Annotated in this window: 10 protein-coding genes and 1 pseudogene; 8 read left to right on the top strand and 3 right to left on the bottom strand. The window is 73.5% G+C overall.

From position 1 onward, the window contains the following. The first annotated feature begins 166 nt into the window (after nucleotides 1–166). From ACZ6X9_RS21535 to ACZ6X9_RS21510, 6 genes and pseudogenes are all read left to right on the top strand, one after another. On the top strand, nucleotides 167–874 hold the full coding sequence (locus tag ACZ6X9_RS21535) for a demethylmenaquinone methyltransferase (RefSeq protein WP_469779570.1): 708 nt from the start codon (nucleotides 167–169) through the stop codon (nucleotides 872–874). Nucleotides 875–998: 124 nt separating this feature from the next. After that, nucleotides 999–3,809, top strand: coding sequence for a hypothetical protein (locus tag ACZ6X9_RS21530; RefSeq protein ID WP_469779569.1), 2,811 nt, complete (start codon nucleotides 999–1,001; stop codon nucleotides 3,807–3,809). A 232-nt stretch (nucleotides 3,810–4,041) separates the two neighbouring features. Next, nucleotides 4,042–5,325 carry a geranylgeranyl reductase family protein gene (locus ACZ6X9_RS21525; RefSeq protein ID WP_469779568.1) on the top strand — a complete coding sequence of 428 codons (1,284 nt, stop codon included), beginning with the start codon at nucleotides 4,042–4,044 and terminating at the stop codon, nucleotides 5,323–5,325. A 207-nt stretch (nucleotides 5,326–5,532) separates the two neighbouring features. After that, entirely contained in the window at nucleotides 5,533–6,321 is a 789-nt protein-coding gene (locus ACZ6X9_RS21520) for a class I SAM-dependent methyltransferase (RefSeq protein ID WP_469779567.1), read from the top strand. Between the two features lie 95 nt (nucleotides 6,322–6,416). Then, nucleotides 6,417–7,210 (top strand): annotated as a pseudogene (locus ACZ6X9_RS21515) (FAD/NAD(P)-binding protein); the annotation flags it as partial. Between the two features lie 125 nt (nucleotides 7,211–7,335). Next, a complete protein-coding gene (locus tag ACZ6X9_RS21510; RefSeq protein WP_469779566.1) occupies nucleotides 7,336–8,769 on the top strand; it encodes a nitrosuccinate lyase in 1,434 nt (477 codons plus the stop codon). Nucleotides 8,770–8,962: 193 nt separating this feature from the next. Here the strand turns inward: ACZ6X9_RS21510 and ACZ6X9_RS21505 are convergent, their stop codons facing one another. Then, a complete protein-coding gene (locus ACZ6X9_RS21505) occupies nucleotides 8,963–9,613 on the bottom strand; it encodes a class I SAM-dependent DNA methyltransferase (protein ID WP_469779565.1) in 651 nt (216 codons plus the stop codon). A 361-nt stretch (nucleotides 9,614–9,974) separates the two neighbouring features. Here ACZ6X9_RS21505 and ACZ6X9_RS21500 point away from each other — a divergent pair, with 361 nt between their 5' ends. Continuing rightward, nucleotides 9,975–10,706, top strand: a complete 732-nt coding sequence (locus ACZ6X9_RS21500; protein ID WP_469779564.1) for a DUF4097 family beta strand repeat-containing protein — start codon at nucleotides 9,975–9,977, stop codon at nucleotides 10,704–10,706. Nucleotides 10,707–10,745: 39 nt separating this feature from the next. Here the strand turns inward: ACZ6X9_RS21500 and ACZ6X9_RS21495 are convergent, their stop codons facing one another. Further along, nucleotides 10,746–10,916: a hypothetical protein gene (locus ACZ6X9_RS21495; protein ID WP_469779563.1), complete on the bottom strand. Its 171-nt coding sequence runs from the start codon at nucleotides 10,914–10,916 to the stop codon at nucleotides 10,746–10,748. A gap of 115 nt (nucleotides 10,917–11,031) precedes the next feature. Next, nucleotides 11,032–11,910 (bottom strand): C40 family peptidase, encoded by an 879-nt coding sequence (locus ACZ6X9_RS21490; RefSeq protein WP_469779562.1) that lies wholly within the window; start codon nucleotides 11,908–11,910, stop codon nucleotides 11,032–11,034. 781 nt (nucleotides 11,911–12,691) lie between these two features. Here ACZ6X9_RS21490 and ACZ6X9_RS21485 point away from each other — a divergent pair. Continuing rightward, a complete protein-coding gene (locus ACZ6X9_RS21485; protein WP_004941767.1) occupies nucleotides 12,692–13,051 on the top strand; it encodes an NADH-quinone oxidoreductase subunit A in 360 nt (119 codons plus the stop codon). Nucleotide 13,052 lies beyond the last annotated feature (1 nt).

The raw sequence follows: 13,052 nt of genomic DNA, 5'->3' as shown, positions 1-13,052 counted from the left end.
GACGAGCGGTGGTCGGTTCCGGGGGATGTGCCGGTGGGCCTGGGGGCGCGGGGGCTCGCAGGAGGGGCGCTCACCGTGCCGTGGAGGTGACGTCGTCGCGGAGCGGCCGGGCCGACCAGAGGCCCCTGTGTCCGGAGGCGGGGGACAGAGGTGAACAATGGGGGACGTGACCCGAGCCTCCCTGGACAAGCAGCCGCACGAAGTCGCCGCGATGTTCGACGACGTGGCGGCCAAGTACGACCTGACCAACGACGTGATCTCGCTGGGCCAGGCCCGGCGGTGGCGCAAGCACGTGGCGGCCGCCGTCGCGGGGCGCCCGGGGGAGAAGGTGCTGGACCTCGCGGCCGGCACGGGCACCTCGTCGATCCCGTTCAGCGCCGACGGCGCGTACGTCGTCCCCTGCGACTTCTCGCTGGGCATGCTGCGCGAGGGCAAGAAGCGGCACCCGTGGATGCCGCTGACCGCCGGTGACGCGACCCGACTGCCGTTCGCGGACGGGGTGTTCGACGCCGTCACCATCTCCTACGGGCTTCGCAACGTGCAGGACACGGACGCCGCGCTGCGCGAGATGCTGCGGGTGACCAAGCCCGGGGGCCGGGTGGTGATCTGCGAGTTCAGCCACCCGACCTGGAAGCCGTTCCGCACCGTCTACACCGAATACCTGATGCGGGCCCTGCCGACGGTCGCGCGCGCGGTGAGCAGCAGCCCGGACGCGTACGTCTACCTCGCCGAGTCGATCCCCGCCTGGCCGGACCAGCCGGCGCTCGCCGGACGGCTGCTGGAGGCCGGCTGGACGGACGTGGCGTGGCGCAACCTGGCGGGCGGGATCGTCGCTCTGCACCGAGGCAGGAAAGCGGCCTCTCCGGTCGGCTGACGTTCGGTAAGGTTCCGGCCTCGGCTTTCCTGTACAGGCCGGGAGACACCGAGTCACCGGAGCGTTTATGACGTCGTTCTGCCCGTCTTGTGGGACCGCCTTCACGGCCGGCGCCCGTTTCTGCATGACGTGCGGCAAGGAGCGGCCCGCGACGCAGGCGGCCGGTGGCGGGGCGGCGGACGCCACCCCGCCACCGGCCCGGCCCGCCGCGCCGCCGCCACCCCACGCACCACCCGCCGCACCGGCCCCGCCCGGCGCCGCGCCCCCGCCGTTCGGACCGCCCCCGCCGGCCGCGCCGCCGTACGCCGCGTCCGCCGGGGCGTACGGTCCGCCGCCGGCCGCCCCGCCGGGTGTGCCGGCCCCGCCGGGACCCGCCGCCGTGTTCCTGCGCCGGGTGTTCACCGGCGACTGGGCGGGCTCGTCGCTGGCGGCGCTGTGGCCGGTGGCCCTGTTCCTGATCCTCGCGATCGGCTTCGCCGCGCCGTCCTGGGGCTCCGACTCCTCGGGCTCCTCGGACTCGTCCGGCTGGCCCGGTTCCGGTTCCGGCGACTCGGGTGACGACGGGGTGCCCTGGAACCAGCGGTTCCAAGTGGTGATCGCCGTCCTGATCCAGGGGCTCGGCGGTACCGCCGACCTCAAGAACGGGGCGTCGTACGAGTCGTCGCGGGTCAGCGGGTCCATATCGTTCTGGCTGCTGACGATGACGGTCCTGTGGGCGGTCGCCGTCATCCTCGGCGCCCGATGGCTGCGCCGGGCCCGGCCGGCCGGTGCGGGCATCGACGCCGCGCCGCGCGTCGGGCTGGTGGCCGGTGTGGTGGTGCTGGTGTTCGGCCTGTACGGGCAGCCGGAGTCGCTCGACACCGAGGTTTCGACCACGCCGGTGCTCGCCGCGCTGTTCACCTTCGCGCTCACCACGCTGCTCAGCGGTGCCGTGCTCTCCCGTGACGCCGTTCTCACCCGGCTCGGCCCCGGCGCGCGGATGGTCCTGCGTGCCCTCGGCACCGCCCTGCGCGCCCTCGCTCTGGCCGTGGGCCTGTGGTCCGCCGTCCTGTTCGTCGTCCTCCTGTATCAGTTCGACAAGGCCGACGAGCTCAACGGTTGGGCGCTGGTGGGCATTCTGGCCCTGCTGGTCAACGCGGCGCTCGTGTGCGTCGGCGGCTCCTGGGGGGCCGACCTGACCGCCCGGTTCGGGGCCGGTGGCCGCTACGGAGGCGACGACGACGTGTGGTTCGGGGGCTCCGAGCGCATACCCCGCTCCGGTTCCTTCGGCCGTAGCCACGAGTTCGGCCTCTCCGACGCCGGTGACGTCTGGGGCGGCTGGGCCGAGGCCGGCATCGTGGCCGTGGGCGTGCTCTGCGCCCTCTCCTTGACGCTGATGCTGGTGCGCCGTGCACGGGAGGGGCGCAAGGAGCAGGCGCTGTCGGGCGCTTTCTTCCTGCTGGCCCTGTGGTCGCTGGGGCTTGCCGCGGGGATCTCGACCGAGATGAAGGGGCATTCCGGCGGAGACATCATCGGCGGCTTCGCCAACACCGAACTCGGGGTGAACGGCGGCGAGCTCTTCCTCTTCGGGATGCTGTGGACGGCCGGGGCGGTGCTGCTCGCGGTGCTCCTCTCGCACGGGCAGAAGGGCGGCGGGACGTTCGCGGGTCCGTACGGGCCCCCGCCCGGGCCTCCGGCGCCGTTCCACGCGCCGTACGCTCCGCCGATGGGCGCCCCCGTGACGCCTCCCGCGCCCCCGACGCCGGGCGTGCCGCCGACCCCGGCGCCCGGCGCGCCCCCGGCGGCGCCGCCCGCGCCTCCGGCCGGGCCGCCCGCGCCTCCGGCGCAGCAGGCGGTCGCGGAGTCGGTCACGCTCGGAAAGTCGCCCCTGGCGGCGGAACCGGCCCTGGCGGGGGAAGCGGCCCCGGCGGGGGAAGGGGCCACCGCCCCCGAGCTCCCCACCGTGACCGGCCCGTCCACCGTGACCGGCCCGCCCGCCGCGACCGAGCCGCCCACCGCCGTCGACGCCACCCCGCCCCCGGCCCTCGCCGGCGGCGCAGCGCCCTACGCCTCGGGAGCCGTGCTCGGAGCCACGCCCGGAGCGACACCCGGTTTCGCCCCCGCGCCCGCCCCCGCGTCCTCCCGCGGCCGTGCCCTCCGCTGGGCCGCCGTGGGTGCCGCGGCGTTCGTGGTCGGCGGGGTGGCCGCGGCCGGTGTGCTGCTGGTGAACAAGGACGGCGGGAAGGACGACCGGGCGTCCCGGCCGTCCACGAGCCGCGACCACCGCCCGGACGCCCCCGCGCCCGCGCCCGTCGCCTCGGGCGGCGCCGCGGCCTCCGCGTCGCCCGCGCCGGCGGACTCCCCGTCCGCCGGCCCGGCGTCCCCGTCGGCCGGCGGACCGGCCACGGGCAACACCCCGTCGGCCGGTCCCGACGCCTCCGACGGGCCCGCCGGGATCCGGACCGCCGCCCCGGACGCGCACGAGCACGTGACGGACCCGAGCCGTGACGCGCCGAAGTCCTATGAGCTGACCGCCGCTCCCGAGGGCTTCGCGCTCGCCGTCCCCGAGGGCTGGCGCCGCGAGGACAAGGGCAGCGGGCAGATCGACTGGCACGGTCCCACCGGGCCGGAGCACCTGCGCGTCGGCATCGTGAAGAAGGCGGAGCAGCCGGCGTACGAGCACTTCGGCGAGCTGGAGCGGACCGTCGCCAAGGAGGACGGCTACCGGCGCCTCCAGTTGACCCGCAACACCTTCAAGGGCCGGCCCGGCGCCCTGTGGGAGTGGACCTGGAACGACCACGGCCGCACCATGCACGCCGTCAACCAGGCGTACGTGGACGCGACCGGCACCGAGTACGCCATCCTCTACCAGGGCCGCGAGGGCATGGGCAGCCCAGAGGACTGGCACCGGACGTTCGACACCGCGCTCGACCACTGGACGGTCGGTATGGACTGAGCGGTTCTCCTGGGCGGATCCGCGCAGGCGGCCCCCGTAGGGGCATCCCGGGGCGTGGGGACGGTGGCCGTCCCCACGCCCCGGCGCGCGTTCGGGCCCGCCGCGCCCCCGGCCCCGCTCCGATGTCCGCCCCCGCCCCGGGCCCGGCCCACCGGCCACCCGGCCGGGTCCGGCTCATAGACTCGTCGCAGACCGAGCAGTCCCCTCCACGCACCCGAACGGGAGAGCCGACGTGACCGACGCCCCTGCCGAACACACCGCCGATGTGATCGTGGTCGGGGCCGGTCCCGCCGGCTCCGCCACGGCGTACCACCTGGCCAGGACCGGCCTCGACGTCCTCCTCCTGGAGAAGACGGCCTTCCCGCGCGAGAAGGTCTGCGGCGACGGCCTCACCCCGCGCGCCACCAAGCAGCTCATCGCCATGGGCATCGACATCTCGGAAGAGGCCGGCTGGCTGCGCAACAAGGGCCTGCGCATCATCGCGGGCGGCAACCGGCTCCAGCTCGACTGGCCGGAGCTCGCCTCGTTCCCCGACTACGGGCTGGTCCGCAAGCGCGACGACTTCGACGAGCAGTTGGCCCGGCAGGCGGTCAAGGCGGGCGCCCGGCTGTACGAGCGGTGCAACGTCGGCGCCCCGGTCCTCGACGAGCGCACCGGCCGAGTCATCGGTGTGGAGGCGAAGCTGGGCGAGGAGAAGGCGCCGGTCACCTTCCACGCCCCGCTCGTCGTCGCCGCCGACGGCAACTCGACGCGGCTCTCCGTCGCGCTCGGCCTGCACCGCCGCGACGACCGTCCGATGGGTGTCGCCGTCCGCACGTACTTCACCTCCCCGCGCCACGACGACGACTACCTGGAGTCGTGGCTGGAGCTGTGGGACCGGCGTGGCGCCGAGGACCGGCTGCTGCCCGGCTACGGCTGGATCTTCGGCATGGGCGACGGCACCAGCAACGTCGGCCTCGGCGTCCTCAACACGTCCTCGTCCTTCAAGGAGCTGGACTGGCGTGAGGTGCTCAAGGCGTGGTGCGCCTCCATGCCCGAGGAGTGGGGCTACACGCCGGAGAACATGACCGGCCCGATCCGCGGCGCCGCGCTCCCCATGGCGTTCAACCGGCAGCCGCACTACACGCGCGGCCTGCTGCTGGTGGGCGACGCGGGCGGGCTGGTGAACCCGTTCAATGGCGAGGGCATCGCCTATGCGATGGAATCCGGCCAGATCGCCGCCGAGGTCATCGTCCAGGCACTCGGCCGGGCCACCCCCGAGCAGCGCGAACTCGCCCTGCGCCGCTACCCGAAGGTGCTGAAGGACACCTACGGCGGCTACTACACGCTCGGACGCGCCTTCGTGAAGCTCATCGGCAACCCGAAGATCATGAAGCTGGCGACCGAACGCGGCCTGACGCACCCGATGTTGATGAAGTTCACACTCAAGCTGCTGGCGAACCTGACGGATCCGACGCACGGTGACGCCATGGACCGGGTCATCAACGGCCTGAGCCGGATCGCCCCCAAGGCCTGACCCGGCGAACCACCCTTCCGGAGCGCGGCGTTCCGGACCTTGGGCGCTTTGTGCGCCGGGGTCCGGGACGCCGCGTTCCTTTGGTGTTAACCCGCTGGATGCGGCTATTCCCCTACAGGTATTGGCAATTGCGCGCTACGGACCAGTAGGTTCATACGTGCTTGGTGAAACAGTTGTGGCTCTCCGTACAGGGAAAGGCTCGACTTCATGTCGCTCCGGAGCGGTGGCGAGGACCAGTTGGCGCGGAACCGGCAGGAGTTCGCGCGTCAGGCGAGTACGTTCGAGGACGCGCGGCTGAACACCGCGTTCACCATGAGGCTGCGGGAGCTCGTCGAGTTCGCCGGCCCCGGGCCCGAGGACGTCTGTCTGGAGGTCGCCTGCGGCACGGGGCTCGTGTCGAGGGCGCTCGCCGGGCACGTCCGGCACGTCACGGCCCTGGACGCGACGCCCGAGATGCTCGCCACGGGCAAGCGGGAGGCCGACGCCGAGGGGCTGTACCGGATCGTCTACCAGCGGGGCGACGCCGCGGCGCTGCCCTTCCTGGACGACTCATTCTCCCTGGTCGTCACCCGGTTCTCGCTCCACCACGTGGCCTCCCCGGAGGCCGTCGTCCGGGAGCTGGTCCGGGTCTGCCGGCCCGGCGGACGCATCGTCGTCGCCGACATGGTCCGCCGTCCCGAGCTGGGCGGCGACCCCGACCGGGTCGAGCGGCTGCGCGACCCCTCCCACGGCACGATGCTCACGGCCGACCGCATCACCGAGCTGCTCACCGCCGCCGGAGCGGACGTCCGCGCCAGTGAGGTCATCGACGTACAGCGACCGTTGGCGCCCTGGCTGGAGCAGGCGCGCACACCGGCGGAGACCGCGGCGCGCATCGAGCGTGAACTGACCGACGAGCTCGCCGGCGGCCCGGTGTCCGGGATGCGCGCCGTCACGCTCGACGGCAGGCTGCATTACACCCAGAGCTGGGCCCAGCTTCTCGCGGTCCCCGCCTGACGCCCGACCGGCGGAACCCCACCGGACCGACGGGCCACCGCGCCGGGCGCGCCCACGCGAGCCGCCGCGCCCGGCGGCACGCGCGCGCGAACCGGGAACGGATCGCCACGCCGCACAAGGGCCGCGACTTCACCGACCGCGCCGCGTACCGCCACTGGCTGCTCGACCGGCTGCGGGCCGACGTGCGCGCGGCCCGCGAGGGGAACGTGGACGGCCCGCTCAAGGCCGCCCTGGACGTCCTGCGCGACCTCCGCAACGAGATCCGGCTCGCCGTCGACCACGCCGGGCTCGACGGCGCCTCCCACCGCGACGAACTGGAGCGCTGGTACACGCCGCTCAACGCGTTCCTGTCCATCGGCCCGCCCGCCTCCCGCATCGAGGAGATGGCCGCGCTCGTCGAGGCCGGGGTGCTGGAGGTGACCGGACCCGGCACCGACGTACGCCTCGACCCGGCGGCCGGTGCCTTCACCGCTCCTCGCCGCGGGTGCCGGGGCCGCCCGTACGGGCCCGGACGCTGATCGAGGCCCGGCTGCCCGAACCCGACCTGCGGCGCACCGGGGACCCGCTGCCGCGGCACCTGCTCGACACCGGCCAGTGCGCGCCGTACCGCATCCCGTCGGCGGACGGAACGGCGTACGAGACGGGCGGACTCGCCGTCACCGCCCGCCCGTACCGCGTCGTCGCCGCCGACGGCACCGCGCACCCGCGCCGCTTCGCCTACGGCGTCCCGCCGGAGGCCGTCCACTGGGTAACGGCCGCCGGCATCCGGCCGGGCGTCGACTCGGTGACGCTCGCCGACTCGGACGCCGTCGCCCGCGCAGTGCTCGGCCTCACACCGGTGCACGCGGTGCCGGAGGAGTCGGCGGCGCTCGCCGGGGTACCCGTCTGACGGGTGGGTTGCGCGGCGGAGGTCACCGGCCCGGCTCCGACGGGGGCCGGTGACCTCCGCCGTCGGGCTGTGGGGGAGCGGCCGGAACGTCCCCCGGCCGTCGGCGGATTCGCTTGTTCCGGCACATGCCCCCACCCCTCGCGCAAGGCGTACCGATAACCGCCCACGCCCGGGACGCCCTCCAGGACACCGGCCTGCTCTCCCCCGTACGGGCCGGCACCCCCGTGGAGGAGGCCACCGGCGACGCGGCCTGGGTGCGGGCCATGCTCGACGCCGAGGCGGCGCCGGCCCGGGCGCAGGCCCAACTGGGGACCGTGCCGCGGGAAGCGGCCCGGACCATCACCGAGGCCGCCGGCGCGGCGCGGATGGACATCCGCGCGCTGGCCCTCGCGGCGCGCGAGACGGCCAATCCGGTGGTGGGGCTGGTCGCCGCGTTCACCGCGGTGGTCGCGGAACGGGACCCGGCGGCGGCCGAGTACGTGCACCGGGGGTCCACCAGCCAGGACGTCTTCGACACGGGCGCGTTGCTGGTCGTGGCCCGGGCGCTGCGGCTGATCCACGCGGACCTGCTGCGGACTGCCGACGCGCTCGGCCGGCCGGCCGCCGCCCACCGCGACACACCGGCCGCCGCCCGGACCCTCGCCCTCCAGGCCGTCCCCACCACCTTCGGCCTGCGCGCGGCCGGGTGGCGGCAACTCGTGCTGGACGCCGCCGAGCGGATCGCCCGGCTGCTGGACGGCGGCCTGCCCGTCGCGCTGGGCGGCGCGGCGGGCACGCCGGCGGGGTACCTCGAGTACGCGCGCCTGGCGGGGGAGTCCGACCCGGACTCGTACGCCGGCCGGCTGGGGGCGCTGTTCGCGGAGGAGACCGGGCTGGGCCGGCCGGCGCTGCCCTGGCACGCGCTGCGGACCCCGATGGCCGACCTGGGGGCGGTCCTGGGGATGGCGGCGGGGGCGCTCGGCACGTTCGCCGTGGACGTGCAGAACCTGACGCGCACGGAGGTCGGGGAGGTGGCCGAACCGGCGGCGGCCGGGCGCGGTTCGTCGTCGGCGATGCCGCACAAACGGAATCCGGTCCTCGCCACGATGATCCGCACCGCCGCCCTCCAGGTGCCGGCCTTCGCGACCGTCCTCACCCAGCAGCTCCTCGCCGAGGACGAACGCTCGGGAGGCGCCTGGCACGCCGAGTGGCTGCCGTTGCGCGAGTGCCTGCGGCTGACGGGCGGCGCCGCCCATACGGCCGTCGAGCTCGCGGAGGGGCTGGAGGTCCGGCCGGAACGGATGGGGCTCAACCTGGCGTTGACGGGCGGCCGGATGGTGTCGGAACGCGTCTCCGCCGTCCTCGCCCCCCGCCTGGGGAAGGCGGCGGCCAAGCGGCTGCTGACCGAACTCACCGGCGAGGCGACCCGTACGGGCCGCCCCCTGGCCGAGATGCTGGCCACCGACCCCCGCCTCCGCGGCGTCCTCACGCCGGAGGAGTGCGCGGAGCTGTGCGATCCGGCGCGGTACACGGGGAGCGCGGGGGAACTGGTGGACCGGGCGCTGGGGCGGATCCCCTAAGGGTTCCGAGGGGGTGACCACCGGCCGCCGGCGCCGGGAACGGCGCCCTGCGGCGAGGCGTGCCAGTCGGTGACCTCAGGCCTGTCGAACAGGGTGTTGTGGGCCAGGAGAGGGACCGGGTCACCGGCGTCCTCCCGGCTCACCATGACGGTGCCGCCCCGGAACGCCGCCGAGGGGAGAGGCGGCGTTGTCCCTACGCCTTCCGCGCGAGCAGTTGAACCTCCCGGAACTGCCGCCGGTCGGTGGGCTCCGGCTCGATCACCAGGCGGGCCGACTCCGTCAGCCCGTGGTCGCGGAGGAGCCCGGCGAGGCGGTCGGGGGACCAGCGGTAGGCCGTCGCCACGGTGTGGTCGTAGGGCTGCGGCTCGTCGTGGGGGCCGTCCGTGGCGGGGAAGGCGATCAGCAGGTGTCCGCCGGGGGCCAGGACCCGGGCGATCTCCGCCAGGATGGCGGGCAGTTCCCGCGGCGGGGTGTGGATGACGGACCACCGCGAGAGCACTCCGCCGAGCGTGCCGTCCGCGATGTCCAGCGCGGCCATCGAGCCGACCTCGAACCGCAGCCCGGGCCCGGCCTCGCAGGCGAGCTCGATCATCGCGGGGGAGGCGTCGACACCGAAGGCGTCCAGGCCGAGTTCGCGGAGGTGGGCCGTGATGTGCCCGGGCCCGCAGCCGAGGTCCGCGACCCCGCCGTCGCCCTCGGCCCGCACCAGCTCGGCGAAGGCACTCAGCAGGGCGCGCTCCAGGGGGCGTTCGCGCAGATGGTCCCGGAAGAGCTGCGCGTAGGTGGCGGCGACGGCGTCGTAGGCCTCGCGGGTGGCGGGGAGGGTGGTCTCGGTCTCGGTCATCCGGAGACCGTAGCGGGACGGGGAAGCCCGCCGCCCGGGAGTGCGGCCGGAACCGGTCGGCCCCCTCGCGCCTGCCGCCGCCGGGCCGGCCGCCCGTCCGTCCGGGTGGCCCTTGGGGGGCCGGGGCGCGCGGATCGCGGAAGAACGTCCTGATGTCGTCCACCGGAGGTCCGGTGACCGGAGGTCCGCGAACGAGTCCCCGGGCCTCCGGGACGGGGACGACCCTGACACCGGGTGGCGGAGACACCCGGGGAGAACCGGGGGTTTTCCCCATACCGAGCGTGATCGGGGCGGGCATAACCTCGTCACACGGCCAGTCGGCCGGCGACTTTTTTTTATCCGTGAGGAACGTGAATCTCCCATGCGCCCCCGTCTTCGTCCGATCACCGCGGCCCTTCTGACAGCCGCGGCCGCCATCGGCGCCCTCAGCGCGTGCGACCTGGGGCCGATGGACAAGTTCGAGGACGACGCCTCGGTCTCGCAGAAGATCACCGCGGTCCGCTTCGACGGCGACTCCGGATCCGTCACCCTCCACGGCAAGTCCGGCATCACCAGGACGGACCTCCACCGGACCGTCCGGTACCGCGGCGACCGCCCGGACGGCCCCACCCACCGCGTCGAGGACGGCGTCCTCGTACTCGGCGACTGCGGGGACGACTGCTCCGTCGGTTACGAGGTCACCGTGCCCGCCGGAATCCCCGTCAGCGGCAAGGTCACCAGCGGCTCCGTCGACCTCACCGACGTCGGCGCGGTCCAGGTCAAGGCGACCTCGGGCGCCGTCCACCTGTCCGACATCGCCGGCCCGGTCGACGTCCGGGCGACCAGCGGCGCCGTGAAGGCCCGGGGCCTCAACGGCCCCGTCAAGGCGAATGTCTCCAGCGGCACCCTCGACCTCGCCCTCGCGTCCCCGCAGGACGTCGAGGCCAAGGCGACCAGCGGCGCCCTCACCGTCACCGCCCCCGACGGCCCTTACCGCGTCACCACCGACACCGACAGCGGCACCAAGAACATATCCATCCCCCAGGCCCCCTCGGCCCCCCACCACCTGACCCTGACGACCTCCAGCGGGTCCATCAAGGTCAGCAACGGCTGAGGGCTCCGCCTCCACCACGCCACCGGCCGGCCGGACGGACTACTCGTCCAGGCAGTCGGCGAGGCGGGTGAAGAAGCCGCCCTCCTCGCGCGTCACTCCGGCCCCGTGCACCAGGACCACCAGGCCGTTCGCCGGTCCCTCCGGTGCGGTCAGGGTGCCCGCGAGGGCGGTTCCGTCCAGCGAACGGAAGGTCGTCTCCGACTCGGCCATGAGCCGATCGTAGTGACGGCGTGCCGGCGGCGCAGGCGTTTCCGGTCGTCGGGGTACGGCGAAGGGCCGCCACCTCTGTCCGAGGTGGCGGCCCTTCGCCGTGTCCGAAAGCGCGTCACATGACGCGGACCGCGCCGGTGGGCGGGGAGTAGCTCATGTCGCGCTCGACGATGCCCGTGCTGGGGTTCTGGGCGCCGATGAACTTGCCGCCGCCGATGTAGACGCCGACGTGGTAGGCGCTGCCCGCGGCGCCCCAGTAGACGATGTCGCCCGGCTGCAGGTTGGAGAGGGAGACCTGGGTGCCGGCGGTCGACTGGTCCTGGGAGACGCGGGGGAGGCTGATGCCGATCTGCTGGTAGGCGGCCATGACGAGGCCGGAGCAGTCGTAGGAGGACGGGCCGGTGGAGCCCATCACGTAGGCCTTGCCGACCTGCGCGCGGAGGAAGGCGATGAGGGTGGCGGCGTTGCCGGTCGCACCCGTGCTCTTCGTGGAGGTCGTCGTGGTGCTCGTGCCGGAGCCGGAGCCCTGCGCGCCGGTGCCCTCGTCGTCGCTGTCGGAGGAGGCGGTGGCCTTGGTGCCGAGGGCGGTGCGCTGGGCGTCACGGGAGGCGCGGGCCTGCTCGGCCTCGCGCTTCTCCTTGGCCTCGGCGGCCTTGCGCTCGGCCTCGGCCTTGCGGTCGGCCTCCTGCTTGGCCTTCTTGGCGGCGACGCGGGCGTGGTCGACGGCCTTGTCCACCTGCGCACGGACCTGGTAGTCGTTCGCGGTCTGCTGCGTGGCCGCGGCGCTCTCGGCGACCGAGGCGGAGAGCGCGGCGTTGAGGGCCGGCATCTCGATCGTCGCCTCGGCGGGCTTCTCGGCGGCGGTCGCCTGCGCGGCGCCCGTGACGGCCAGGGTGCTGAGGACGCCACCGGCAACACCCGAGCGGATGGCCCACGACTGCGTCGCGGGGCGACGGGGCTTCCGGTGGCTGGTTATGTGCGCGTTGGGGGACATGGGACAAGGGCTTATCAGGCGCCGTAGGTGGAGTTCAATATAAGTGACGTGGACCACAACCGGCGTTCGAGGGTCCCGAATTCGGGGCAGGCACGCTGGAAGCGGGCTTTCCGCTGCCCGGTCCCGCAATCGTGATCATGCGGTTAAGCATGGCATTTGGGCACCAGGGGCGCTTGACGGCCCGGCATATCACGTTCCGGTATCGGCCGTCGAAGATCGCCGGGCAAATCGGACACCAAGCGAGCGCTCACGTGGCGGACTTCACGTGCGCCCGCTCCCGTCGCGGTGCCGGGTCGCGATCGCCGGCGGCTGGTGAAGGAAAGCACGAACCGACGATCAGCGGACCCCCGGGGGGACCGGACGGTGGGCCGTCGGACGGTGGCTCCAGTGGGTGGCGCTCCTATATCAGTTGACGTTGGCAGATGCCAATTTGCGTGATGGCCGCGTGGCTTGATAGTGCCTCATCCGCCGTGGACCGCTCCGACCAGCGGAAAACCGCCGGAATGTGACCACTGGTGATCACTCGCATGCTTCAGGTGAAAAGATCACCGCTCATCCGACTTGATGATCGTTCGTCAGGTGGTGGAGATCACAAACGCCGTGCTGTACGCCGTGTCGCAGATCACAGACCACCAGGCATAAGATGCCCTCGACCCGGGCTTGTGAACTGCCTCACATATCCGCGATCTTCGCAGAACCTTCCGCGGTGTTCGCCGGTGAGCGGTCCGCGCGGAGGTCCGGTCAGCCAGCAGTCAGCGTCGACTGGAAGGAGCGAGGAGCGGTGAACGCCTACGCGCCCATCCTCGTACTGGGAGCCCTCGGTGCCGGCTTCGCGATCTTCTCCGTGGTCATGGCATCGCTCATCGGGCCGAAGAGGTACAACCGCGCCAAGCTCGAGGCCTACGAATGCGGCATCGAGCCGACGCCGCAGCCCTCCGGGGGCGGCCGCTTCCCGATCAAGTACTACCTGACGGCGATGCTCTTCATCGTCTTCGACATCGAGATCGTCTTCCTCTACCCCTGGGCCGTCGCCTTCGACTCCCTCGGGCTGTTCGGCCTCGTCGAAATGCTGCTCTTCGTACTCACCGTCTTCGTCGCCTACGCCTACGTCTGGCGGCGCGGCGGCCTGGAATGGGACTAGG

This window comes from Streptomyces sp. NPDC052910 (assembly GCF_055585605.1).
This window is presented reverse-complemented; position numbering and strand designations above follow the sequence as displayed.